The 26008-nt window shown below is 41.0% G+C and carries 19 protein-coding genes; 5 read left to right on the top strand and 14 right to left on the bottom strand.

Going from position 1 to position 26008, the window contains the following annotated elements; genetic code table 11:
- Window positions 1-40: 40 nt before the first annotated feature.
- The gene (locus DP117_RS14775) at window positions 41-1318 is read right to left on the bottom strand and encodes a ribulose bisphosphate carboxylase small subunit (RefSeq protein WP_169219056.1); all 1278 of its coding nucleotides are present in this window, start codon (window positions 1316-1318) and stop codon (window positions 41-43) included.
- A gap of 449 nt (window positions 1319-1767) precedes the next feature.
- Window positions 1768-2892 carry a hypothetical protein gene (locus DP117_RS14770; protein WP_339381251.1) on the bottom strand — a complete coding sequence of 375 codons (1125 nt, stop codon included), beginning with the start codon at window positions 2890-2892 and terminating at the stop codon, window positions 1768-1770.
- Between the two features lie 660 nt (window positions 2893-3552).
- Between DP117_RS14770 and DP117_RS14765 the strand changes: the two genes are divergently transcribed.
- Window positions 3553-5247: an AarF/ABC1/UbiB kinase family protein gene (locus DP117_RS14765; RefSeq protein ID WP_169219055.1), complete on the top strand. Its 1695-nt coding sequence runs from the start codon at window positions 3553-3555 to the stop codon at window positions 5245-5247.
- Window positions 5248-5366: 119 nt separating this feature from the next.
- Entirely contained in the window at window positions 5367-5735 is a 369-nt protein-coding gene (locus tag DP117_RS14760) for a hypothetical protein (RefSeq protein WP_169219054.1), read from the top strand.
- A 224-nt stretch (window positions 5736-5959) separates the two neighbouring features.
- Here DP117_RS14760 and DP117_RS14755 read toward each other — a convergent pair whose 3' ends face one another.
- The 10 genes from DP117_RS14755 to DP117_RS14710 form a co-directional block, all read right to left on the bottom strand.
- Entirely contained in the window at window positions 5960-6697 is a 738-nt protein-coding gene (locus DP117_RS14755; RefSeq protein WP_169219053.1) for an FkbM family methyltransferase, read from the bottom strand.
- A gap of 369 nt (window positions 6698-7066) precedes the next feature.
- On the bottom strand, window positions 7067-7999 hold the full coding sequence (locus DP117_RS14750) for an Npun_R2821/Npun_R2822 family protein (RefSeq protein ID WP_169219052.1): 933 nt from the start codon (window positions 7997-7999) through the stop codon (window positions 7067-7069).
- A 10-nt stretch (window positions 8000-8009) separates the two neighbouring features.
- The gene (locus DP117_RS14745; protein ID WP_169219051.1) at window positions 8010-9020 is read right to left on the bottom strand and encodes an Npun_R2821/Npun_R2822 family protein; all 1011 of its coding nucleotides are present in this window, start codon (window positions 9018-9020) and stop codon (window positions 8010-8012) included.
- A 33-nt stretch (window positions 9021-9053) separates the two neighbouring features.
- The gene (locus tag DP117_RS14740; protein ID WP_169219050.1) at window positions 9054-10025 is read right to left on the bottom strand and encodes a glycosyltransferase family 10; all 972 of its coding nucleotides are present in this window, start codon (window positions 10023-10025) and stop codon (window positions 9054-9056) included.
- Between the two features lie 185 nt (window positions 10026-10210).
- Window positions 10211-11422, bottom strand: a complete 1212-nt coding sequence (locus DP117_RS14735) for a glycosyltransferase (RefSeq protein ID WP_169219049.1) — start codon at window positions 11420-11422, stop codon at window positions 10211-10213.
- Window positions 11423-11465: 43 nt separating this feature from the next.
- Window positions 11466-13727: an ABC transporter ATP-binding protein gene (locus tag DP117_RS14730; RefSeq protein WP_169219048.1), complete on the bottom strand. Its 2262-nt coding sequence runs from the start codon at window positions 13725-13727 to the stop codon at window positions 11466-11468.
- A gap of 184 nt (window positions 13728-13911) precedes the next feature.
- Entirely contained in the window at window positions 13912-15063 is a 1152-nt protein-coding gene (locus tag DP117_RS14725) for a glycosyltransferase family 4 protein (protein ID WP_169219047.1), read from the bottom strand.
- Window positions 15064-15084: 21 nt separating this feature from the next.
- The gene (locus DP117_RS14720; RefSeq protein ID WP_169219046.1) at window positions 15085-15882 is read right to left on the bottom strand and encodes an ABC-2 family transporter protein; all 798 of its coding nucleotides are present in this window, start codon (window positions 15880-15882) and stop codon (window positions 15085-15087) included.
- Window position 15883: 1 nt separating this feature from the next.
- Window positions 15884-16684 (bottom strand): ABC-2 family transporter protein, encoded by an 801-nt coding sequence (locus DP117_RS14715; protein WP_169219045.1) that lies wholly within the window; start codon window positions 16682-16684, stop codon window positions 15884-15886.
- Window positions 16681-17661 carry an ATP-binding cassette domain-containing protein gene (locus DP117_RS14710; RefSeq protein WP_211176115.1) on the bottom strand — a complete coding sequence of 327 codons (981 nt, stop codon included), beginning with the start codon at window positions 17659-17661 and terminating at the stop codon, window positions 16681-16683. Before DP117_RS14710 ends, DP117_RS14715 begins: the two co-directional genes overlap by 4 nt.
- Before the next feature lie 268 nt (window positions 17662-17929).
- Here DP117_RS14710 and DP117_RS14705 point away from each other — a divergent pair, with 268 nt between their 5' ends.
- The gene (locus DP117_RS14705; RefSeq protein ID WP_169219044.1) at window positions 17930-19585 is read left to right on the top strand and encodes a glycosyltransferase family 39 protein; all 1656 of its coding nucleotides are present in this window, start codon (window positions 17930-17932) and stop codon (window positions 19583-19585) included.
- A 362-nt stretch (window positions 19586-19947) separates the two neighbouring features.
- On the opposite strand, the gene DP117_RS14700 is transcribed toward DP117_RS14705, so the two are convergent.
- Window positions 19948-21957: a heavy metal translocating P-type ATPase gene (locus tag DP117_RS14700; RefSeq protein WP_169219043.1), complete on the bottom strand. Its 2010-nt coding sequence runs from the start codon at window positions 21955-21957 to the stop codon at window positions 19948-19950.
- A 147-nt stretch (window positions 21958-22104) separates the two neighbouring features.
- A complete protein-coding gene (locus DP117_RS14695) occupies window positions 22105-23109 on the bottom strand; it encodes a zinc-binding dehydrogenase (RefSeq protein ID WP_339381250.1) in 1005 nt (334 codons plus the stop codon).
- Window positions 23110-23220: 111 nt separating this feature from the next.
- Between DP117_RS14695 and DP117_RS14690 the strand changes: the two genes are divergently transcribed.
- A complete protein-coding gene (locus DP117_RS14690) occupies window positions 23221-24762 on the top strand; it encodes an FGGY-family carbohydrate kinase (protein ID WP_169219042.1) in 1542 nt (513 codons plus the stop codon).
- Window positions 24763-24787: 25 nt separating this feature from the next.
- Window positions 24788-25876, top strand: a complete 1089-nt coding sequence (locus tag DP117_RS14685) for a 2-dehydropantoate 2-reductase N-terminal domain-containing protein (RefSeq protein ID WP_169219041.1) — start codon at window positions 24788-24790, stop codon at window positions 25874-25876.
- Window positions 25877-26008: the final 132 nt, after the last annotated feature.

Below are 26008 nucleotides of genomic sequence, written 5' to 3'. Positions count from 1 at the left end.
TAGTGGTGGTATTCACAAAGCCCCTTTCCCATCAACTTAGTTATTGGCTCACCTTACCATTTGGGCGTTGAATAATCTTTTCTACCACCCGCCGCTTTGCCTTTGGATCAATAGCCACTAAGCGTACATACTCATTACTATATTCTCCAAGACAGGATTCCACAGTTGATATGGCATCTTGTTCACCTGTAATTAGGCTTGTGACACAACTTTGCCAGGAACCTGTGCGGAAGCGGCGCTCATCTACGTGCTCAATGCCAATTCTGTAACCACCAGACAAAATTTCACGTATCTGTTCTTGTGTCTCCAAGCTCAAATGGGTATTTGATACTTGCTGTTTTTGGTATCCATTGGATGTTGTACCTTGGCTTGGGCTATTGCTTGACGGCTGAGTTGTTGGTGTTACAGCACCAGAAGATGCAGATTGATTACGAGAGTACAAGCTGCGATTATACTCCGCAACAAGTCGGGAACTCTCAACTCGCTGTTGTTCACCAAACATGAAGTTGCCCATCTCAATTAAGCCAGACAAGCTAAAATTAGGCTTTCTAAATTGTGGTGGACCTTCTATGCTGTTAACCACACGTTGAGATACGCGCTCAATTCCTATTTCGTGTATGAAGTTGCGAATTTGTTCATCATAAATTCGGGCACGCAAAGCGCTGAAAAAGTCTATCGATTGATTTGGAAATGTATCGACTAGCTTTTCAACTTCCTGGCGTGCAAGTCCATCTTCGCTAAAAATTCCACCGACAATGCCGATTTTATCATCTCGGTCTGGGTCCCAGTAAAATTTCTCCATTCGACCATCCCGAATGAGTGGCGCATAGAGGGTAGAAAAATCATTACCTGTGACAATAATCGGTACACGATGTAAAGGCGTTGCATCGTAACTACCCGGAAGTTGTACATCGGTAGGATTGTCGGCAATATTCATCAGTGTGGCATTTACCAACTGAGTGTTGACTGTATATTGAGTTCCTTCATCAAAGCGTCCAGCACCTGCATCCAAATCATTAATCATAATCACGCACATTTTGCCGCGTACGCGAATCAGTTCTGCAGTTTCTCGATAGCGCAGACGAATCAGACGTGCTGAATCTCCAGCGTCTGGACTTTCCAGTTCGCCGCCGGAGATGTGAGTCACTTCGATACCCATTCTCTCAAAAACTAATTCACATTGAAATGACTTGCCTTCGCCTTTGCGTCCGTGAATACCTAAAATTAAGGGGACTCGAATACCAGGAAGGTCGAGGTAATTTTTGGTAATGTGAACTGCAAGTTTATCTAAAAAGCGGGGAGAAATGTAGTAGCTCATAAATCTCGCCAATAATTTCAATCCATGATCAGGATTGGTGACCCTTGCCAATCAAGAGTTTACAATTGTTTCAGGTTAGCTTGATTAGCTTCTTTAAAACAATCTTAATTTTTCTGATGACTATTTTTCCTTAAACCTCCGTTTGGATACTTCACATCTGTTGAGGATGTGCAAGAAAAACGGGGTAATTTTGCAGTCATTCAATGACCCCACCTAACTTTCGGTATAGGTGGGGTCATTGAAAAGCCTATAAAATTGCTCAAAAAATTGGTCAAAACACAAACTTGGCTTTGAAACAACGTGACCTTAGATCTTGGATCTGAGTAAAAAACCGGGTTTATTGAGAATGCCTGCTCGTAGAAACCTTAATTTCTCTCGAAACCCGGTTTTTTGGGTCTTGTTGAAAAGAATACTAGATATCAGGTGATTTCTAGCTTAGCTTAACATAGTTAATCTCCAATAGGGGGAGCAAGAGCTACACGCGGAGTTCCACCACCACCAATACTATCTGGACCATTGTTATCAACAATGTAAAGTGCTTGGAATAGGTTCATAAAGTCTTCATAAAACAAACCACTTGAGCCTTCAAAATCGTAGCCAAAAGCCTTGCGAAATTCTTCTGTAACTCCTTGCTCTACTGCAAAGTAGTGAGAATCCCAGCCTGCGTCGTCAACGACGTAAGCACCATAATCTTGCAAGGCATGAAATAACTTTTTCGCCGCAGGTGTTTGTAAGTTGAGATTTTCTTCAGTTACGTTTGGAGGAATTGCCAGTAATGTCCCCTGTACCAAAGAGGGGTTTTTACCATGATATTGATTGGCTGCATTGGAATCTGCCCTATCTGCTGGCCAGCGATACCCAGGATTAGACCCAGAGTAATAGAGGTATTTTTCTCCCCAAATGACAACTTTTAAGGCGTGATGAATTGGTTGTTTGCTGATCAGTTCACCTTGACGAATAGAACCACCAATAGAAGAAAGACCAGAACCAAAATGTGCCCCGCCGATTCCATCCCCGTAAATATCAACATTTGGATAACGCCAACCGTAGACTGGACCGGCTTTTTGACAGCGAGCAAGAGGTTCAAGCTGTATTAGGGTTTTCCCATCAGGCATCAGGAAGGCTGATGCATTATTAGGAGTGTGATAAGGGTTGTTTGTCGCGTCTGGAATAATGAGGTCATCTGGAATTGGCAGCCAGGTATTATCCAAAGATTTCGTGCCTGTACAGCGTCCTTCAGCCCAAGCACCAGGAGCATAAACTTCACGCCACGGATATCCGTTCCATGGATTTTCATCCTTGGATTTGAAGAAATATTCTCTATCGGCACCAGCATAGGCCGCTCTAGCAAAGTTTGCGCTGATGTATCGTGCATTCGAGCCGATTGGCATATTCCAAGGCGATGTGGATGCAAATGGCCAAAGATATTTGTGACGTGTAGAGGGTATAGAGGTTTCACTAGAAAAACTAGGGGTTGCAAAACAGCCAATAAGCAGAGCAGTAATAACACTAGCGACAAACGCAACTGTGTAAGACAGCCGCTTACGACTTGTCAAACGGTGAATAATGCTCACGACTCAGCCACTCCTCAGTTATGGATGTAATAGTGATCACTCTTGGCTTGGCTCATCAGAATAATGTGCCGACCAATGAATCCGTAATATTCTACATAACGTTCTGTAATTTTTTCAAAAACTGTACTTATGTGAATTAAACTTTATAAATATATAAAAAATTTATTTAGAAGTTGTTTACAGCTCACATATGTGCTTTAAACATTCATCAGCCAGGGAAAACACCCAAGTTTGAACAAAGGCATAAGGTTTAGGGAGATGTGATCATCATCGTAGTTGGTTGGGACAAAAAAACTTCCTTGTCTACGCGAGATGCTTCAACGCATCGAAACGCGCAAGAGTCCACTGACTCTCCTTGTCCATGCCTTCACTAACATGTTTTACCATACCCGGCACAGGAGGAGCTCCTCTTGGAAGAACTACTCGTGGTCATATCCACTGCGCTAATGGTTGATAAAAATTTTCTATCTTAAGGTTGCTTAAGTATATATACTTTTATGTACTAATATAAAATAATAGATAAAAAGTAACGTTAAGTAAAGATTAACTAAATAACAAGGAACAATAAAGGAAATGCTAATGCATTTGTATAGCCCACAGGGCATCCTTGTTGAGCTCTAGAAAGTAAAACCTTTTTCAGTTAAAGAGGAAAATAAGGGAGTGAATTGGCAGACCCTTACACAAGAAAATAATCGACGCTACGATCCAAAGGCGATCGCCCGCTACTACGGCTACCGTCCCTGGCTAGCTTGGATGCGGGCGATAAAGGTTATTTGGTTCTTTGCGGTATTTATTCTGAGTCTCAAGTGGGATGAATGGCAAAATCAAGAGGAACAAAACAAGTTCAAACGAGCGACTCAATTGCGCCAGTTGCTGACTCGCCTAGGTCCTACCTTTATTAAAGTAGGTCAAGCCCTGTCAACACGACCAGACTTGATACGTAAAGATTATCTCAACGAACTGGTAAAGCTACAAGACCAGTTACCATCTTTTGATAACGCACTCGCCTACAAAATTATCGAAACTGAACTAGAGCGTTCAATTGACGAAATTTTTAGCGAGTTATCCCCATCTCCGGTTGCAGCGGCTAGCTTAGGTCAAGTTTATCGCGGTCGTTTGAGAAGCGGTGAAGAAGTGGCGGTGAAGGTACAGCGCCCCAACTTACGTCCAATTCTGACACTCGACCTTTATCTCATGCGATGGGCAGCGGGTTGGTTAAGTCCTTGGTTACCCTTAAACTTGGGTCATGATCTCACAATGATTGTGGACGAGTTTGGCACCAAGTTATTTGAAGAAATAGATTACATCAACGAAGCTCGCAACGCAGAGAAATTTGCCAATAACTTCCGCGATGATCTTCGAGTGAAAGTACCAGAGATATATTGGCGTTATACCAATACCCATGTTTTAACTCTAGAGTGGATTAACGGTTTCAAACTGACCGAAACAAACAAAATCCGCGAAATTGGTTTAGATCCAGAGTTAATCATCCAAATTGGCGTCACCTCTGGTTTACAACAACTCTTAGAACATGGCTTTTTCCATGCTGATCCACATCCAGGTAATTTATTTGCCATGCCCGATGGTCGTATGGCTTACATAGACTTTGGTATGATGGATCAGTTGGATGAAACAACAAAAGAAACTCTGGTAGATGCACTCGTACATTTAGTTAATAAAGAGTACAACGAATTAGCTGAAGACTTTGTTAAGCTAGGTTTTCTGACTCCTGATACGGATATTCACCCTATAGTACCAGCATTAGAAACAGTTCTGGGAGATGCTATTGGTAAAAACGTTGGGGATTTTAACTTCAAAACGATCACCGATGAGTTCTCGGAACTGATGTATGAATATCCTTTCCGAGTTCCTAGTAAGTTTGCTCTGATTATTCGTTCTCTGGTGACTCAGGAAGGAATAGCTTTGAGCCTCAACCCAAATTTCAAAATTGTGGAAGTCGCATACCCCTACGTTGCAAGGCGCTTACTAACAGGAGAATCTCCACAACTGCGGCGACGTTTGCTGAATGTGCTTTTCAAACATGATAGATTCCAGTGGTCTCGGTTAGAAAATTTGATTGCGATCGCCCGCACGGATAGTAACTTTGACGTCTTACCGACAGCTCAATTGGGATTGCAATATCTACTTTCTGATGAAGGTAAATTTCTCCGACGACAGTTAGCGCTTGCTTTGACTGAAGATGATCGTCTTCATACAGAAGAAGTCCAACGCTTGTGGAATTTAATCAAAGATGACTTACAACCAACTCGCTTATTCAACGTAGCGATTGGAGTTTTGACAGCGTTTTCTAGAGAAGGAGTCGCTGCTGTTCTACCGAAATCCTTGAAACAGTGAACAGTTATCAGTTATCAAGCAACAATGACTGATAACTGATAACTGGTAACTGTTAAAAAATCTTTGTCATTCAGAATGACAAAATCACAATTTTACACTCAATAATCACAGGAGTTTTCATGTACTATATTCCTCAACAAGCACCCTATTTTCTATTAATTGTTGGATTGTTTGCAGCCGTTACCTCAGATCTTGCGTTATGGGGAACATTGAAATTAAGTGTTCAGAAATGGCAAGACGATGGTGCAGAAACTTCTGGCTCTCGTATAGCAATTAAAGATGTATCTATACCATTTATAGGAGTTACTATTGGTCTTTGTGTGTTTCTCTGTTCCGGTTTTGAAATATTTGGTCTTCCGCCCTTACTTGCTTGTGGAATTGGTATACCAGTTGCTCTTCTAACTGCTTTGCTGATTTGGTTACAGTTGGGAAGTATGCTAACTTTTGTAGAACGCCAAGGGATACAAGCTCTAGATTTAGATTCTTAGCAATAAAATTAGCGACTTCCAGAAAACAAATTATTCCATCAAGACTGATAATTACTGTTAAAGGAGTGAAGGAGGTGTTGTCAACAGCCCCTTCACCTACATATCCCAATATGGTTCAGGGGAAATTTATTTTTTGAGGCCGGTAGGGGGAGAGAAAAAGGCTTAACAGCAACTGTATTGCTCCATATTCAGTCTCCACCGAAAATTTTTCGAGCTAATGAATGTTAATGAATTTCAGCAACATCCAATGTTTTAGAACGCACCATCAAACAATCATATTCAGTAACATAACCTTCAGGAGTACGAAAGGCAGCAAATAAATCAACAAGCTCAAAACCTAGGGACTCATAATACCTTAAGGCATCCAAATATGATGGTATGTTAATGTAATTAGGTCGCACAGAGATTTCAGATTGTAAACACAGAATTCTATCTATACATTTACTTGCACCCTTAACAACTTCAATGTCATATCCTTGAGTATCCATCTTTAGAAAGATACGTGGTTCAGGTACTAAAGTAAGGATATCATCCAAAAGAGAGTCTAGAGGTTTGATCTTGACTTCGCAGGAATTAACAGTTTTTGGCATACTAACATTAGGAACTAGAAATGAGCTCAGTTCTGAATAGAAGTTCAAATTAAAGGTAGCCAAAGCATCCTCACTTCCAAGTCCCAAATCATATCCTCGCCAAAGGGTATCGTGTTTAAAGTTCTTTTGAAGAGTAGGAAAAATTTCTGGATGTGGCTCAAAACTGAGAATCTGTCCTTTATAACCGACTTTCCTGATGTTTTCTGCAAAGTAACCGATATTAGCTCCCACATCAAGGACACAGTTAATTCTTAATTTCTTCAAAAGAGCCGCTAAGTAACTTTGGTAAGAAAATCGACTTATTTTTTCTTCTACAGATTTGGGTATTTTATAGCCTGCCGAAATCAAAGAATAAACTATGTCTCTCAACATTGTAACAAGTTCCTTTAGCAACCTGGGTAAATCTGTCAACAGTCAACAATCAACAGTTATCAAACCTCTGCTATGTGCAAAAGCATAAATATTGACCTTTTATTTGATGCGTGTAACCCAAATCAAAAGGTAATAGAGACAGGGGTATTGATAGATTGTTTTGAACGATACCAGAGCAAATGCACCTTGTCAAGAAAAACGCCTAATTCTACTAGTTTTACGTGCTGATAAATGCCAACAGCAGCCGCCCGAATGCAGGGCGCGGTTCTGTTTGAGCAGGTTTTACCCAACCTTGCCAAATCCTCAGGATAGCATGCTCCAAAGAGCGGCGCTGATTTGTTTTCTTTGTAGGGATATTCTGTATTCTTTTTAAAAATTAGCTTTTATTTTCCTGACTTGATTTTTTAGATTTTCCAATGTTTGCTCCCACTGACTTTTCTTTGGTTTTTCTGGAAAAACTGCTGGTGGAAGTGCAGGATTAAGATTGCGATAATATTCCCAAATCTCCCAATAAGGACAACCAGGTTCAATCCGAATACCAGCCCAGTGAAGATATTGCAGTGGTTGATTTACTAAAGGATCAATCAGTCTATTTCCCTGAGTTTGAAAATGTTGACTTCCTCCCCAATTTCCTGGTGCTTTCCCTTCTCTGTTGACAATGTTAAAGCGAGATGGAATTCGCTTCAAGAGCATGTAGTTGATAATTGGTTGATCGGAAGTTTTTTGGGAAAAATCGAAGTATTCTGGATGTGCAGCACACTCAGCAAAAGTTTCATACAAATCTTGTTCCGAAATCAGATTTTTCTTGGAACCCCAAAAACCACCATTAAAAATATCTTTGACTTCATCTTCAGTAAAGACTTTTTCTTCTATAACTTTCGGTGTGAAGACATTCGTAATACCACCTGCATGTTGATAATCACAACAAATAAAATCATATTTCTTCAAATAATTAAGATTATCAATAATGTTTTCAAAAACCACTATATCTGTGTCTATATACAAAAACTCATCAAAAGGACCAAACCAACAAGCTTGCTTGCGAAATTGATTTGGACGAGCGAAAAATTTGTTTCCAAAAACCTCATGTAATTTGATTGATAATCTATCGATAAAATCTAAGTCTTCATAGATTTTTACTCCATAGTATTTGGTGAGTGTATCAGCGATATTGTGATACTTATCATCATAAGGAATCATGACAATTGGTGTTTCTGCATCATGCAAACGGATACTATTGAGTAGTGCGATCGCATGGTCAGTCACTTTATCATTCGCAATAATATAAATTCCACGATTCATTGAATAATCCTCAACTTGCTAATCCTAGTTTTCGTAAAATGCGTGTCGCTAAACTCGGTGGTGCATTGTAAGCTTTCGGCTTACTCTTAAACTTTGGTCGCTTGTCTGGTTCATACAGATAACGATAATGCAAGAAAATTTCCCGGTAAGGAAAATCAATATTTTCTCCAGAACAAACACGAGTAAATAACCCAGACGATAAACCGATATAGTGGATATAAGTTAACGGATAACCTTTGTCATACAAGATATTATCTCTTACCTCAAAATGAGGGGAGGTAACACAACAGCCAGTTCTTTGATTTTCCGGAAGCTGAAGGGCAAAATTGTAGCTAGATATGCCTGACTTCATGACCATGTAGTTGAGAATTGTTTGGTCGGGAGCATTCATATACAAAATTTCTGCTTCATCTTGTTTGAGTTGTGATAGCAGATAATTACGTTTTTCTTGATTAAATATACCCTTTTTGCTTCCATACATACCGGCGCAAAAGATTTCAGAGTTTATGCGAGCAAGCGGGAAAATATCTAATAATTTATTTGACTTAACGTTGTAGACATGGGTAGGATCTTTATATTGAAAGTCATAAACAACGAAGTCATTCTGATGTAACTGCTGAAAGATATAATTTAAAGAATTCAAGACTAGAATATCAGCATCGAAATAAATAAATTTATCAAACGGACCATCAAAACAGCAAAAACGACGATGCATTCCCAGGCGATAAACTCCTGTGATACCGTTTTGTTCCCAAGTTTGGAAAGTACTAGGATGAGTTTGCCAGACTTGGGTGGCGAAATCTTCCCAACGCTCAATAGCTGTTGTATCTGCAAATATTTCTACATTGCTTCTATTTTTGACTTCGTCTTTGACTTTTTCTAATCTATTATCGTAAGGGACAATACAAACTGGATAATGTTTGCCAGTATTGGTGTCAGCATTAGCTTCCAGACTATTTAAGAAAGCAACTAACTGGTCATAAACAATATCGTTAGCGAGTACGTAAATACCTTCAGTCATTCAAGTCTCCACAAAATTCCATATTTGCCATCATCAGGAATAGTTTTTCACGTAATCAGAGAGCCAATTTAACAAGTTTAACTTCTGCAAAATAATTTCTCTTGCTTCGGCGAGCGCACTCTTAGCTGCATACCAAGCATCAGTTGTCGCTGTCACTTCTTTAATGTAAAGAAGTCCTTTTTCATCCAAACTTGGTAATCTCAAAAAACTACCAGGAGGTAATAATTTATCTGCAGCAGGGCCTCCATAGTAAATTGGTAAACACCAAGCGAGCAAAGCATCCCATAACTTTTCACTCACATACCAATTATTTTCAGCATAGTTTTCAATCGCCAAGTTGTAATAATATGGAGCCATACCATACCATTTGTTACTCAATTCTCCGCCTCCTTGTGCCCATTCTGGTAAACCACGACCGTATAAATCAAACTTCAATTCGCTGTTTCGCAATCGTTTTAAAAACTCCAAGCGCTGACGATGGTTAACTGTACGACTAATGCCAGATGTCACCCAACTACATAGTCTAACTTTTTCTGGCGATGGCATATCATTTAACTCACGAAATGAGTTAGAATAATACCAAATGGCAGGCATATAGTTCGGCGTGGGTGCAAAATCATCTGGTCCAGAAATGTAACTGCAGTATGCTTGAGCCTGTTGATAAGATTTTTTATTCAATTCAACCACTTCGTCTAAAGGTGGCTCTCGTAACAGGTAAATGACTCGCTCTTTGGGAACGTTTCTAAGTTTATTTTGTAGCGTTTGCTGTGCCTTTTCGTATTCTAGTTGTGCCTTTCTATTCTTCCAAAACCACAACTGCTTTTGCGGTGGTTCCGGAAAAGATGTGTAGTTATACATTAATAAGAAATCTGGCGTTGGGGCTGTAGAATGGATTTGAATATCACCCCAGACACCAAAGGGATGAGGAGTTTGTTGCCATAGCCAATCTGGTTTTTGATCTAAACCAGGATAGCTGCTGATCATGCCGATAGTTTTGATGCTCATTTTTCATTAATTTGTGGATGATGAGGAGAGAGAAGGGAAGTCTTAATGTTTAACAGAATAGGAATCCTATATGGCAATCCTATCTGAATTGTGAAAATTACTTTTTTTAACGAACCGCCAAGACGCCAAGAACGCCAAGAGAAGAGAGAAGAGAGAATTTTAAGAATTATTTAGGACTGCTATAGTTAAGCAATGAGAGGAGGACGAAGGGATTCGTCAACGTAACTCAAGATTTTTGCGGCTCGATTTTCCCAAGAGAATTGCTTCACAAAGTTGATAATATCTTGATAGCCTTCGGCTTTCCTGGGATGAGTTTTTAAAACCTGTGCTATTGCTTCGGCAAATTTACTAGGATTATCTGGTTCGCACCAAGCAGCAATGGCGTTAGTATTTTTAAATTCCATTAAAGAGGGAATTTCTGTTGCGACAACGGGATTTCCAGAAGTTAAGTAGTCAAACAGCTTCAGAGGAGATGTGAATGTTGCAGCTTCTCCTGAGCAATGGGGATGAACTAAGATATCAGCAGCTTGCAGTAAAGATGGTAAATCTTTGTGCAAGAGATATCCTATGAATGTAATGTTGTTAATCTGTTTTTCTTTGGCTAATTGCTGATAATGTGCAACTTCTTTCTCATCACCACCTGCACAGGCAATTTGGATATTTGGCATGAGTGCAGCAACATCTACGAGGATATCAATACCTTTAAATTTTCTTAATGCTCCTGCATAAATGACTAAATGTGAATCTTTATTTTTGAGAAGTTTTTTGCGCCACTCTGCTGCTTTTTCTGGCTGTCTGATCAGAAACGAGGAATTATAGCCATTATGTACCGTAATGACTTTTTCTGGTGGCATTCCATGTTGTATCATGTGTTCTCGGACTGTATCAGTCACTGTGGCAGACACTTGAAAGAGTGGATGATTGACAATTTCTGGCTCAAATTGCTTATCTTCGTAATGGTGGTGTTCGTAAATTGCTGGGACGCCATTTTTAATTGCTGCTTTGATGAAATTCCAGTTCCAAGCGTGGACAAGTTTGGTTGTCGAAAGGATGTGGAATGGGAAATAATATTTTGTGGCGATTGTGTTGGAGTCGGTGATTTTTGTTTTAATATAATCTATAGGCCAAGGCATGGGTAGAGGAGCAACTTTGAGCTTTTGCTGGATGTTGTAATATTTGATGAGTGCTTCTGGTGCTTTCCTTGGTTGATATGGAATAGCTAAATGAATTGGGTTGAAAGCTGCTAATCCTTTGCGCGGGTATACCAAAACTGATGAGTACCCCAAGTTTGCAGCACCGTTTGCTGCGTTGGTACCCACTATAATATGGGCTTGTGGTTTGGGTATATCTTCTGTTAAAAAGAAAACATAGTTTTTCACAATAGCATTATTTTTCATAATTTTGAAGTTTGAAAAGTCGTATTTTTACAGTTATCAGTTATCAGTTATCAGTGTTCACTGGTTTAACGCTATCCTCAAAATTTTCTAATTTATTGAGCAGATGCGTCGTAGTTTGATACGCTTGTTGGAGAAATTCATGATGTTGCTTTTGAGGCGCTTTGATCACATCATCGGTTAGGGAGTCTAGAGAACGAAGTATAGGATTGAGAGTTACCCGAAACTGATTGCAGATAGTTGTCAAATCTTGATTTGGGGTGGCTATGCTGTGATTTTGCTCTGCGGGTGATAAAGTCCAGTTCGTTTGCAGGTTAAATATATCTTCCAAAACATCAATACTGTTGAGAACTTTTGAGGTTAATTTGTAAGATTCTTCAATTAGTTTCTGTCGCTGTTGAGGATTGTCTTGCTTATCATCTAGTAGTAAGCGCAAAGAGTCAATCAGAGAGTTAAGCCGGGTGCGAATTTCACCACAGATGCGGATTAAACTTTGCTGGCGTTTGGTACCTGTTTGGGCTTTATTGGCAAATTGCATTGCATACAGACGCGAGTAGTAACCACCCTTTTGTAAAAGTTCCTCATGGTTTCCCACCTCCACCACACTTCCTTGATCCAAAACAGCAATTTGATCGGCTTTTTGAACTGTGGAAAGGCGGTGGGCTATAACTAGTGTTGTGCGATCGCGACTGAGATTATCTATCGCGCTTTGCACCAAACGTTCAGAAACAGTATCCAAAGCACTCGTGGCTTCATCTAAAATCAGAATTTCTGGATCTTGTAGCAAAGCACGCGCTATAGCAAGGCGTTGTCTTTGTCCTCCAGATAACATCACGCCGCGATCGCCAATAATCGTGTCAAATCCCTGGGGCAATTTGCTGATAAACTCATAAGCATTTGCCTGCTTTGCTGCGCTGATAATTTCCTCTTCGCTTGCTTGCGGATGTCCATATGCAATGTTATTCCGCACTGAGTCATTGAAAAGAAACGTATCTTGACTGACAATTCCCATCGCTTTTCGCACCGAGAGCAAGTCGAACTCACGTAAATCGATGTCATCAATGGTAATACAGCCAGATGTCGGGTCATAAAATCTAGGTAAAAGGTCTGCTAATGTTGATTTTCCTGCACCAGAACCACCTACCAAAGCCAGCGTCGTACCCTGCGGTAAGTATAAGTTTACATCTTTGAGTACCAATTTATCATGACCGGGGTAGGCAAAGGAAACGAACTGAAAAAACACTCCGTTCTTTAATTTCGTGTAAGGAATTTGACCGTTACTCATGACTGGTTTATTTTCCCAGCGTAAGAACTCAGTAACTATATCCACGCTGCTAGCCATATTGGCAAAGCTACTGCGAAGAGTATTTAACTGAGAAATCAACGGTAACACTCGTAGTAATATTAATAAATATGTGAGTAATACTGCTGAAAGAGAGGAAATTTGGTCTGCAAAGAAGGTGCGACTTAAAAAGACAATCAGTATTAAGCCTGTCACACCCATTAACTCACTCAGTGGTGCGATCGCCTCAGAGTGAACCTGAGATTTAAAATCAGCTTCTTCACGTTTGTGAATCAGTTTCCTAATACGTTCATATTCTCTTTCTTCGCTACCTGTTGTCTTTACCAGACGAATCCCGTTTAAAGTTTCTAGTATAGTTATCGAATATGCTCTAGACATATCACTAAGCTGCTTACCAAAGAATTTGGAACGTGATATGGCATACTGATTAACTAACGTCACTAAAGACAGCAAAATAGTAGCTGCGATCGTCAACTGCCAAGAAATTGATAGTAGTAACCCGACAAAAACTAAAATCGTAATCCCTAAAATAACTAACTTGATGCTATTTCCTACAGCACTCGCAGCACGGCTAATTTCTCCACCAAGACTGTTGATGATGTCACCAACTTTCATCTGGTTGTAATAACATATATCAACTTGTAGCAATAATATTAAACCAGCTTCGCGCATATCCGAAGTTAATTTGCGCGTCAAAGTACTAGATGTAATGGTACTAGCATAAGTGGCTAGATTTTTCAAAAAAATTGTGAAGACAATTGCTCCAGCCATCACCCCTAAGCGGTAGCTTTCTGGAATACTATCAAAGGGAGACATAATTTTTTGAAGAATAGCAGGAGCACCGCTGAAATCTACTTCTTGTCCCACTATTTTTAAAATCACTGGTACAATCAGAGCAGTACTAACACCATTAAATAAAGCTCCAGAAAAACCCAACAATATCGTCAGGACAATCAACGCTGGATATGGTTTAGCAAATCTTAGTAGTGTTTTGCTGCTAGACATTGGGGATTTGTCTCACAATTTATTTTTTGCTTAACAGAACTGATCAATTTCTTTTTGAATCAGACTCCTGCTTGACTGACAAAACTCTTGAAAGTCTTGAAAAACTGATTTCAATCTCCGTTTTAAACCTTGGTAACTGTGTACTATTCACTGTGTACTGATTTCAATCACACACTCTAAATACTCACAACCGAACAATCATAGACTCTAAAGTAGACGCCATAGTCTCAATACTATATTTTTCTACACATCTTTCTCTTGCCTTTAAACCTCGCTTTGAAGCTGACTCTAAATTCTGAAATATAAAATCAATCTGACTGGCAATTTCTTCAGGAGAATCAGGGTTAACCAAATAACCAGTTTCACCTAAAATTTCTGGAATGTCTCCAACTCGAGTTGATAACACAGGTTTAGCCATTGCCATTCCATCTGTTAACTTTAAGGGAAATTGGGCACGAGCAATTATTGTATCTCGCTGCGGGACAACCACAACGTGAGCAGCTGCTACAACCTCAGGCATAACCTCAACAGGACATTTAGGCAACTTGATAATCCAACGTCCCCATCTTTGAATGAGTTTATCATCATAGTCATCATAAGGACTGCCACCGACAATCACGAGTCTTAAATCTGACTGGTTTAACAGATCCAACGCCATTAAAACATCTTCAACACCTTTATGCGGTCGTGGTGCGCCTGGAAACATTAAAATTTTATAGTTAGAAAGACCATAACGAATTCGGCTTGCCTTGGAATCGTAGATATTTGGGTTGAACATGTCGGTATCTTTACCATTAGGCAAATAAACACCGCCAAAACGTTCTTTGAGGAATTGAGTATCTATCGTGACTGCATCCGCCTTTTTGACTAAACTTTCCATCCATTGTATATAAAGTGGATGATCAGGAAATCTCAATGCACCATTTTTCTTGAAAATATCCCTGGCAAATTGCTTAAGACTAGGACGATATTTCCACTCCATACCTCCATACCAGCTTAATTCCCAGTCATCCATATCTAAAAGCAAAGGACGACGGCTGCTGATTTTTTTTATCAGAGACAAACCAAAACTTGTCACCTTTGGTTTGACTGCATAAATAATATCTCCATCTATTTTTTGTAAAACTTGCCGACTGTAGTTTAAAAACTCAGGATAGTTTTTCCCAGGAATAGAAACAATTCTGATTTCATTGGGAGGAATCGCATAAAGTTCTTTCCCAAAAAGGAAACCGACAATTTCTACATCATAGTTAAGCTTTTTGAGGACTTGTGCTAGCAAAAATGCGCGAACACTACCACCACCACTTAAGTCACTCACAACTAATGAAATCTTCATGATTGCGAAATAAAAAAATAATCAACCACGCATATTCATTAAATTCCCCGACGAGTAGCGACGCAAACCGTGATAGAAAACACCCACACCCACCAACAGTACCACAATTGACCCAGCAACTGCCAGCAAAGTATGCATCAGTGATAACTTCCGCAGTGCTTCAATTGGCAAGTAAGTGACGAACCCAGCAGGAATCAATGTGTACAGCAATAGTTTCACCCATCCCTCAAATAAACTTGCTGGATAAGTACTAAACGTGATCATAGCGTTTCGCCACTGCTGTGTGAGTCCTTCAGAATTACCCAGGTAAAAGCTCAAACTTCCTGTCAGCACACTAAAGCCCACAAAAAGCGCTGCGGCTGAAACTGTTAAACCTGTAAACAGTATAAAATGCACAATATCAGGCTTGACAAAAAACACATAAGCCCCATATCCAAATAATAAATCTCCCCAAGATGTTGCATTCATTTGCCCTAGCAATAAGTGCGATAGTAGGGTACGCGGGTACAACATCCAGACATCTAATTGTCCTTGTACAATCAAACGTGTTAGGTGCCAAGCATTACCATAAATAGCATGAGCTAGACCAAAACTTGCTGCAGTCATTGCCCATAGAGTAATCACATCTTGTACAGTCCAACCTCGTAGCACAGGGAAGCGTGTAAAAAAGAATCCCCAAAATGCTACCCACACTATATTATTAAGAATCATCGCCACAACTTCTGTGACAAACGCCCCGCGATACTCTAAATGAGCATTCAGGTTGAGGCGAATGTATGCAGCAGCTAGTTGCAAGTAAGAAAGTATACGCGAGAACATCTCAACCTCCATGCGCGTGGATGCGTTTCACTGCGGTGCGGTACACAAGAGCGACTAATAAACTTAGCACACCTATGGCGACTCCCTGTCGTAGTAGCAATTCACCAGCAAAAGCTAAGTCAGGACGTACGAATAAACGAGCCGGACCATATAAAATACTTGCAAAGGGTAATGCTTTGAGCAAGGGTTGCCATGATTCGGGTAGTAGTTCCAAAGGAATGAGCATACCACCTAAAATCATTGTGATACGAGAGTAGATGAGCATTATCCCCGAAGTGTTTTCTAGCCAGAAAGCTCCTAAACCTACTAAGAAGGTGGTTAAAAAATCCAGGACAAATGCGAGTGGTAGCGCCAGTACAAATAATAAGATACCACCCAAGCTTAAAGGAATTGGTCCGACAAACAAAAGCGCTAGTCCTACCGTAATTGCAATATTCAAAGCAAAGCGTACGGTGCGCTCTCCTAGCGAACTCCACAGACGATATAAAGGATAAGATACTGGACGTATGAGTTGGACTGCAAGTGCTCCTGTCCGTACATCTTCATCTACTTCTGCAGCCACTTGTGGACTTGAAAGTACTATAGATTCTGTAATGCCAAGATACCAGAGCATTTGAGATAACGTCAAACCACCCAATTGTTCAGCATTTGTTTCTGCATAGGTGACACGCCATAACTGTAAGAAGATGTAGAGAATGACAAATAGAAAAATTCCTCTTGAAGCGACTTCTGCTAAGTAAGCAAGATTAGAGCGAGCTGCTGTTAAGCTAATCCAAGCATATTTATTTATACTATTTATCATCCTGTTGTGACTCCTTCGCTTGGGTTTGCTTGAGAGTAGATATGAGCAATGACTTCTTCTAAAGGTGGATCTTCAATAGCAATATCAGCAACTGAGCCTGCTTGTAGAATGTGATTCATCACCGCTTCAATTGGCGTAATCCGGGTATTCACTTCCAGCTTAAGCGCATACTCGCTCTTCTTGAGTAGTGTCACTCCTGGTAAAGTTATCTCAGGAGTCGAGTTATGGAATCTCACGCTGAGAATTTTTGAGCCGAGGTACTGACGGCGCATTGCTGAAACTTTGTCATCAAGTACCACACGCCCATGATTGATCACGACTACCCGCTGTGCAACTCGTTCAATATCACCCGCGTCGTGACTGGTGAGAAATATTGTTATACCTTCGTTGGAGTTCCATTCCTGGATGAGGTCGCGTAATTCCTGACGAGCAATCACATCCAAACCTATGGTAGGCTCATCAAGGAAGAGTATTCGTGGTGCATGAAGTAAACTAGCTGCAACTTCAGCACGCATCCGTTGACCAAGCGAAAGTTTACGTACTGGAATGTTCCAAAACGGTGCCAAATCAAAACGCTCAACGAGCACATCGCGCCGTTTGATGTACTCTTGACGCTCTAGACTGTAAATTCGCGCCAGTAATTCTAAGGTGTCACGCGGTGGTAGGTGATACCACAATTGAGAACGCTGTCCAAACACAACACCCATTTTGTAAGCTAGTTCGCGCCGATTTTGCCAAGGATTGAGTCCTAGCAATTTGGCTGTTCCAGATGTTGGGTGTAAAATGCCCGTGAGCATCTTGATAGTTGTGGACTTGCCTGCACCATTGGGACCGATGAAGGCGATCGCCTGACCTGCTGGTACACTCAGACTAATATCATCTACTGCAACAATTTCTTTGTGGATGCGGTTGAGTCCCCAACCACGACTTAGGGTAAACGTCTTGCGTAAATTTTCCAGTTCCACCGCACTCATCATCGATAAACCCCTTCAAGTGGCTCATACTACAATTGTAGTATGAAAAAGGCTAACTTAATATTGTAGAATGCGAAATGCCAATGCCGTAGTCTTACTATGGTGATCTACACAAGTCAACTACCTACACTGCCCTCCGTAGGTATCTGGCGTCCCCAACACCAAATCAAAGATTATGGTGTGGGACTCCTGCCCGATTTAGTTGAATTTTGATTACAAGTTACAAATCTTACAAAGCATCTGTCACTGAAATCACCATTTATCTCAGTATATGAATAGTAGATTATCGCATAGCTGGGCACCCTCTCCGAGTTGGTTACGCTTTTTAGTCATTGTTCTACTCCTATTGGGCGTGTTTTTTCGCTTCGTCAACCTTGACCGAAAAGTATACTGGTTCGATGAAACTTTTACTTCTTTACGGATTTCTGGTTATACAGAAACAGAAGCGATTGAGAATGTCTGTGACGGTCGTGAAATTGGCATTGAAGATTTACAGAAATATCAACGTATCACTCCTGCAAAAACCTGGAAAGATACAATCAATTCTTTGGTAGTAGAAGACCCCCAGCATCCACCACTGTACTACCTAATGGCGCGATTTTGGGTGCAATGGTTTGGTAGTTCAGTTGCAGTAACCAGAAGTTTGTCTGTTTTAATTAGCTTGCTGGTGTTTCCTTGTATCTATTGGCTATGTATAGAATTATTTCAGTTCTCGCTCGTGGCATGGGTAGCAATTGCACTGTTAGCCGTGTCACCATTTCATGTACTGTATGCACAAGAAGCGCGGCAGTATGGTTTATGGACTGTGATCATCTTACTCTCAAGCGCAACACTGCTACGGGCAATGCGACTAAAAACAAAGCTTAGTTGGGGAATATATGCAGCTACCGTGGTAATAGGATTATACACATTTCTGTTTTCTGGGTTGGTGACAATTGCTCATGGTATTTATGTATTTACCACTGCAAAGTTGCGATTCACCAAGATGGTGATTGCTTATCTACTAGCGGTTTTGGCAGGACTTTTAGCTTTCACGCCTTGGATTTTGGTGATTATGACGAAATCAACCCAACTTCACAAGGCAACAAGCTGGACATATGAACTGAGATATTCTCTGTTACAGATGATCAAACAGTGGGTTCTTAACCTTAGCTATTTTTTCGTTGATTTCGACTACGATTTGCAACGTGTTTATGATGGCTCTATATCGAAATTAATGGTGAGGATTTTGATTCCTTTTATCTTAATTTTGGTAGGATATTCGATTTATTTTCTCTGTCGTAAAGCTCAAAAGCAGGCTTGGTTATTTGTCTTAACATTGATTGGGGCTACAGCTCTACCTTTAGCAATACCAGATATAATTTTGGGAGGGGCGCGGACGCAAGTTCCTCGGTATCTCATCCCTGCTTTTTTGGGTATTCAATTAGCTGTTAGTTACCTTCTGGCAACTCAAATCACTTCCACTTATGTTTCTGTTTATGTTTCTGTTAACATCTGGCGACAGAAATTCTGGCAGTTTGTGATGATTGGGCTGCTCTCGGTTGGAGTCATATCTTGTGTTGTGATGTCTCAAGCAGAGAGTTGGTGGTCTAAAGACCTTAACATTTATACCCCACAAGTAGCGCGCATTATCAGCCAAGCTTCTCAACCGCTTTTAATAACTTCCTGTCAGGGAATTTGGCCTTTAGGTGATGAACTATCTCTGAGCTATCTGCTTGCTCCAAAAGTACGGCTTCAGTTGGTGAAAGAGCCAAATTTACCAAAAATTTCTAATAGATTCAGTGATGTATTTTTATATAATCCTAATCATAATCCTCCTTTACAGATATTGTTTGAGCAGATTGAAAAAGAACTGAAATATAAATTCGAGAATGTTTCTCCTGATCAGCTGAAGCTTTTGAGACTAGTACCGATCTTACGGAATTAAAAATCTGGCACTATGTCCCAATACGGTTCAGATAAGCCTTTTTTTCTGGGAGCATCCCAAATGTGTAAAAACATATTTTGTCATGACGCTCGCAATGACCGAAAAAGAAAAGGATACAAGCCCCCAACTTATGGTATGGAGAATGTAAAAAATGTTTTCAAAAGACGCATAGCGCGTTAGCGGAGCGGCACGAAGTGCGGAAAACGGCGTCCTTGTTTCAAGCCCCTAAATTTATTTTGGTGGTTCTTAATTTTGAATGAGCGAATGAGCGAATGAGCGAATTTGAGCGTTTGCGTAGCGCCCCTCTTAGGGGCTAGCGAGTGACAACTCATCTATTGTCATGTTTATTCATGTCTCCTTGCTCAATTTTTTAGCAATCTTAAGCCACTCAGAGTCACCAACACTGTAGAACCCTCATGTCCAATCACACCAATGGGTAAGTTAATACCTCCTACAAAGTTACCAACCAAAAGCAAAACAATAAAACCCAAAGCAACAGTAATATTCTGTTTTACGATCGCCTGCGCTCTTTTACCTAAACGCATCGCTGTTTCTATTTTCTCTAATCTATCTGCCATCAACACAATGTCTGCGGTTTCCAATGCAACATCACTGCCAATCTTGCCCATCGCAATTCCCACAGATGCTTGAGCTAAGGCTGGGGCGTCATTGATTCCATCCCCTACCATCGCCACAGTTTGATACTCTTTTTGTAAACGACGAATGACATCAAGCTTATCTTCTGGTAAGAGTTCTGCATAGACTCGATCAATTCCTACTGCTTGAGCGACGCTGTCAGCAGTTCGCTTATTATCGCCTGTTAACATGACGATTTGTTCAACTCCCAGTTTTTTTAAACGGGCGATCGCTCTTGCTGCTTCTCCTCTCACTTGATCTGCGATCGCAATCACACCCAGCACCTGTTTTCCTTGTGCTACCCAAACGACTGTTTTCCCTTCCTGTTCTAACAAGTCTGCTGAATCCTTCAATTCACTTGCGTTCAAAACCTCACCCCTGCCCCTCTCCTTACTAAGGAGAGGGGTGCCCGTTAGGGCGGGGTGAAGTAATACGTGTGAATTCAACTGAGTATCACTTGGTAAATGAGTCACATACTGCTGGACAAAATCCGCTTTCCCGACAATCACCTCTTGGTGTCCGTTAATACCCAAAATCCCCTGCCCAGGAATCGCTCGTACCTCAACTGATCTTGACAAATTCAAATTTTGAGCAGCCTTTACAATAGCTTCGCCTATCGGATGTTCTGAAGAAGATTCGACAGAAGCCGCAACTTTTAAAACATCTGCTTCTGTATATCCACTAATAGGAAGAACTTGAAAGACTTGCAGTTGTCCTGTTGTTAGGGTACCTGTTTTGTCAAAGGCGATCGCCCGCACTTTACCAATCATTTCCAACTGTGTACCATTTTTGAACAAAATCCCCTGTCTCGCACCATGAGCAATTCCAGAAAGCAGCGTAGGCATAATTGCAGCCATCAGCGCACACGGAGATGCTACCACCAAAAAAGTTAAAGCACGATAAATTGTCGTTTCCCAATCCCAATTCAAGACAAATGGTGGCAAAATTGCCAGCAATAACCCAGCTACGACAATAACCAACGCATATCTCCGTTCAAATCGCTCAACAAATTGTTGAGAAGGAGGTGCTTCTGTTTGTGCTTGTTCTACCAGACGAATCACACGCTGAAGTAAACTACTTTCTGGTGGTTGATGCACTTTCAGCTTCAGCGCCCCATATCCATTAAGCGTACCTGCAAAAACTTCCTCACCGACTGTTTTTTCTATAGGTATAGACTCACCTGTGATCGCAGCTTGGTTAATAGTACTGATACCAGAAACAATCATTGCGTCGGTGGGAATAAGTTCCCCTGGTTTGACAACAATTTCATCTCCCACTTTTAGCTGGCTGATGGAGATGATTTCCTCCCCTTGAGAACGCAAAACTGTTGCTGTATCTTGTGTTAGGCTCATCAAAGAGCGGATGCTGCGTTCCGTTCGTTGCATGGCGTAGCCTTCCAGCGCCCCACTTATAGCAAAGATGAGAATTAAGATTCCCCCATCAAGAATAAGATGATATTCCTTTTGCCACAATCCCAAGATAGCAGCACCCAACGCCGCCACAATCATCAGCAAATCAACATCCAGTTCTTTTTCTTTGAAAAGAGTCGTTAGTCCTTCACGGGCGCTTTCATAGCCACCGATGACGTAAGCTGCGGGTAATAGTAGCAGCGCCCATCCTAGAAAATTGAGATGTAGGGCGAACCATCCGAAAAACAACAGTACTGCACAAAGAATGGCGGCTGTTGCTTCTGTATGTTCTTTGGTGAATTGAGTTAGACGTTGTGGGTAGAGCATGAGAGTGAAATTATCAATACTCTCTCAGGCTAAACCTTGACATTAATGTCAATGTCAAGCTTCACGGGGAGCAAGACTTTTAACTATGCCCACCTTCTTCCTCTCGCTCCAAAATCCGATCAACTTTATTTTCACTAGCCGAAGATGTTAAAAACGAACAATGACTTTACCGCAATTTTTCCCACTATATAAGTATTCCACAGCGTCAACGATAGACTCTATTCCTTTGAATTCTGTTGAATCAACAGCAGGTTTAATCTTACCTGTGGATAATAATTCCATCAGTCGAGACTGTTTCTGTTGTAGATATTCTGAATAGTCAGAAAAGAGAAAGCCGCGTAATGAGGCTGATTTCCATAGTAATTTGTTGTATATTCTCGGACGGTTTACCAACTCTAGTTCTGGTGATAAGTATTCAGAAATATATCCGACGATAACTAATCTACCGCGCCGTGCCAAGTTATCAACACATATATCAAACAACTCACTCCCAACGCATTCATAAACTAAGTCAATGCCTTGGGGATATTCTTTTTTGAGAACTTCATCAAGATTTTCTTGATAATAATTAATCACTCGATGACAGCCAAGCTGCTTGAGAAATTGAACTTTTGTTTGTGATCGGCATGTTCCAATCACATGAGCACCTGCAAGCAAGGCGAGTTGGACAGCATAATTACCTGTGCCACCCGCTGCAGCTGTTACCAATACCACATCACTGCTTTTGATTTCTCCAACAACTTCTAAACCAATTGCAGCAGTCATACCACTAACCACAACAGTCAGTATTTCTGGAGTCGCTTCTTTAATTGGAATAACTTGAGTAGCATCAATTGCAAAATACTCGCGGTATCCACCTCCTATTTGAAAAGTAATAACATGATCACCTATGTGGAGATGCTGTACATTCTTACCAAGAGCAACGACAACAGATGCAGCTTCAACTCCTACATCGAATGGTGGTGTATTTACAAAATACACCCCAGCAGCAATATTGACATCGGAAGCATTCACTCCAGCAAACAGATTACGCACGACAATCTCATTGGGAGCAGGTATAGGAAAATCAGCTTCAACAATATCGACAGCGGTTCTAAAATCTCGGCTCAAGTGTTTGACAACTAGTTTTTTATAAGTCTTGGGGTTCATCATTATTTCCAAATAATTGGTATCAATTTAAATCTCACTGTAGGACTTGCTACCTGAAAGGGTTGTCGCATTCTAATGTAAAATCATATTCAGGCTACAATCGCATAAATAATAATGAGTCAAAATAACGCGTTAGTCATAGGCATCGACTGTAGCACAACAGCGTGTAAGGCGATCGCATGGAATCGGCAAGGGAAAGCCGTCGCTTTTGGAAAAGCACCTTATCCACTATTACAACCGCAAGCAACTTGGTACGAACAGGATGCGGCACGGTGGTGGCATTCTACCTGCGAGGCTATACAACAATTACTAACTCAAATAAACGTATCACAAGTAGAGGCAGTTTGCATAACTCATCAGCGGGAAACTTTTGTGGCAGTAGATCGGGAGGGTAAACCTGTTCGCAATGCGATCGCCTGGATGGATAAACGCAGCCGTAACCAAGTCGCTTTCTTAGATGAAAAATTTGGCGGACAATACAACCAAGTGACAGGTAAACCCGTCTCTATGACACCTTCTTTATCTAAAATTATCTGGTTAACCCAACATGAACCAGAAAATGTTGCCCGCACCCATAAATTCTTAGATGTTCATGGCTTCTTGGTGTATCACCTAACCGGAAATTTTCGTACCAGCTTGGCTTGTGCTGATCCAATGGGAGCAATGAATATGGAAGCTCATTGCTGGGCAACAGATTTACTCACATCACTCGAACTGCGAGAAGAACAATTTGCTGAATTAGTTCCACCAGGAGAAGTTATTGGCTATGTCAACGAGACTGGTGCTGCTGCGACAGGATTACCGAAAGGTTTACGAGTGATTGCGGGTGCAGGTGACGGGCAGTGTGCGGGTATAGGCGCTAATGCTGTGGGCAATAATCGGGCTTACCTCAATTTAGGTACAGCAATAGTTAGCGGTATTATCAGCAAAGAGTATTTTGTCAATTCATCATTTCGCACCATGTATGCACCGATTGCAGGATCTTATTTTCTAGAAACTGTTCTTCTTGGTGGTGTCTTTACTCTTACCTGGTTTGTCGAAAAGTTTGCCAGCGACTTACACAACTGCAATCTTAACCTCAGTCCACTAGAGATACTTGAAACTGCTGCAGCAAAGCTATCTCCCGGCGCTGAAGGATTAATGTTAGTCCCTTACTGGAACAACGTTATGAATCCTTACTGGGATCCTAATGCTGCTGGTATTACCATTGGTTGGACAGGTACCCACGGTAAAGAACATTTTTACCGAGCGATTTTAGAAGGTATTGCCTTTGAGCAAAGACTGGTAGGCGATGCAGTCATGTCAGCCACAAACCAACGTTTTAACGAATATGTCGTCATGGGTGGTGGTAGCACAAGCAATCTTTGGTGTCAAATTTTAGCTGATGTAACTGGTATACCAATAGTGCGTTCTACAACAGTTGAAGCGACTTGTTTAGGAGCAGGGATTCTCGCAGCAGTTGCAGTTGGATGGTATCCTGATATTGGTGTAGCCGCAAAATCTCTGACTCACACTGCAGAGCGTTTTACGCCTTCCCAAGAAAGGCAGGCTATCTACTCTAAACTTTACAGCGAAGTTTACAAGCCATTATTTCCTAGCATTCAGTCGTTGGTAAACAAGCTCACCGATTTAACAACCACTGGCACTAAATTATAGTCTATAGTCAAGGAATTTTGACAAAATGGCGAAAATTCTTATTCTGGGTGCAGGTGTTATGGGGACTGCTATCAGCTTCCCTCTAACTGATAACGGACATATTGTTCATCTAGTAGGAACCCATCTGGACAGTGATATAATTTCTAAGCTTCAGGCTGGTTATCCTCATCCTGGGTTACGCTTAAAAGTTGCTGAAAGTGTTAGACCTTATACCTATGACAAATTAGCTGAGGCAATAGAAGGTGTAGATTTAGTTGTCTTAGGGGTGAACTCGAATGGTATCGAGTGGGTAGCACAAGCCCTGAGTCCCGTATTGTCTCCAGAAATTCCCATCCTAGCAGTCACAAAAGGATTAGCAGCAGATGGTGAGAAGTTATCTATTTTGCCAGATGTTCTCCGTGCCGGGTTGCCTGTAAAATATCAAAATGATGTACAAATAGCTGCTATTGGTGGTCCTTCTATTGCACAAGAATTGGCAGCTCGTCGTCATACTTGCGTGGTATTCACTAGTACGAATCAAGCTTTACTAGACAAGCTAGCTGGGTTGTTGCGTACAAGTTACTATCACGTCTGGACAAGTACCGACATGATTGGGACTGAAGTTTGTGTCGCCCTCAAAAATGTCTACGCCTTAGCAGTGGGCTTGGTGATAGGATTCTTAGAAAAAGAAGGTAAGGCTGCTAATGGTGCTGATATGCATAATCTAGCCGCTGCAATCTTTGCCCAAGGAATGCAAGAGACAGCTTATTTAGTTGAAAAAATGGGTGGTAACTCCCACAGTGTTTATAGTCTTCCTGGTACTGGTGATTTGTACGTAACCTGTCAAGGTGGACGTAATAGCCGTATGGGTAGGCTTTTGGGTTTGGATATGCTCTACAGTCAAGCAAAAGCTGAACATATGCCAAATGATACCATAGAAGGTGCTTCTTTAGCTTTAGCTATTGGACCAACTGTGGAAGCAATGGTGAAGCGAGGAGATTTAGATGGAGAAGCTTTACCTTTATTGCGTACCATGATTGCAATTGTCTGTGATGATGCACCTGCAAATATTCCTTGGGATAAATTTTTTGCAAGTGCTGCGAAAGAATTTATAGGTAGTTCACTTGTCCCATGAATCTCTTTCGGCTTGCAAGTCACGGTTAATTTCTTCGACGCTTCTGAAGGTTCCTCTGCTACGCGCCTGCTCAATCCATTCCAGGATATTTTCCCGCACTAATTGCGATCGGATCGCCTCTAATTGCAACTA

It is taken from the genome of Brasilonema sp. UFV-L1 (genome assembly GCF_012912105.1).
Classification (GTDB): Bacteria; Cyanobacteriota; Cyanobacteriia; order Cyanobacteriales; family Nostocaceae; genus Brasilonema.
Note: the sequence above shows the minus strand (reverse complement) of the source record. Positions and strands in the feature narration are given on the sequence as shown.

Coding starts and splice junctions, on each gene's coding strand:
- DP117_RS14775 (WP_169219056.1), bottom strand. CDS start 1,318: ATGAGCTACTACATTTCTCCCCGCTTTTTAGATAAACTTGCAGTTCAC.
- DP117_RS14760 (WP_169219054.1), top strand. CDS start 5,367: ATGTACTATATTCCTCAACAAGCACCCTATTTTCTATTAATTGTTGGA.
- DP117_RS14755 (WP_169219053.1), bottom strand. CDS start 6,697: ATGTTGAGAGACATAGTTTATTCTTTGATTTCGGCAGGCTATAAAATA.
- DP117_RS14750 (WP_169219052.1), bottom strand. CDS start 7,999: ATGAATCGTGGAATTTATATTATTGCGAATGATAAAGTGACTGACCAT.
- DP117_RS14745 (WP_169219051.1), bottom strand. CDS start 9,020: ATGACTGAAGGTATTTACGTACTCGCTAACGATATTGTTTATGACCAG.
- DP117_RS14740 (WP_169219050.1), bottom strand. CDS start 10,025: ATGAGCATCAAAACTATCGGCATGATCAGCAGCTATCCTGGTTTAGAT.
- DP117_RS14735 (WP_169219049.1), bottom strand. CDS start 11,422: ATGAAAAATAATGCTATTGTGAAAAACTATGTTTTCTTTTTAACAGAA.
- DP117_RS14730 (WP_169219048.1), bottom strand. CDS start 13,727: ATGTCTAGCAGCAAAACACTACTAAGATTTGCTAAACCATATCCAGCG.
- DP117_RS14725 (WP_169219047.1), bottom strand. CDS start 15,063: ATGAAGATTTCATTAGTTGTGAGTGACTTAAGTGGTGGTGGTAGTGTT.
- DP117_RS14720 (WP_169219046.1), bottom strand. CDS start 15,882: ATGTTCTCGCGTATACTTTCTTACTTGCAACTAGCTGCTGCATACATT.
- DP117_RS14715 (WP_169219045.1), bottom strand. CDS start 16,684: ATGATAAATAGTATAAATAAATATGCTTGGATTAGCTTAACAGCAGCT.
- DP117_RS14710 (WP_211176115.1), bottom strand. CDS start 17,661: ATGATGAGTGCGGTGGAACTGGAAAATTTACGCAAGACGTTTACCCTA.
- DP117_RS14705 (WP_169219044.1), top strand. CDS start 17,930: ATGAATAGTAGATTATCGCATAGCTGGGCACCCTCTCCGAGTTGGTTA.
- DP117_RS14700 (WP_169219043.1), bottom strand. CDS start 21,957: ATGCTCTACCCACAACGTCTAACTCAATTCACCAAAGAACATACAGAA.
- DP117_RS14695 (WP_339381250.1), bottom strand. CDS start 23,109: ATGATGAACCCCAAGACTTATAAAAAACTAGTTGTCAAACACTTGAGC.
- DP117_RS14690 (WP_169219042.1), top strand. CDS start 23,221: ATGAGTCAAAATAACGCGTTAGTCATAGGCATCGACTGTAGCACAACA.
- DP117_RS14685 (WP_169219041.1), top strand. CDS start 24,788: ATGGCGAAAATTCTTATTCTGGGTGCAGGTGTTATGGGGACTGCTATC.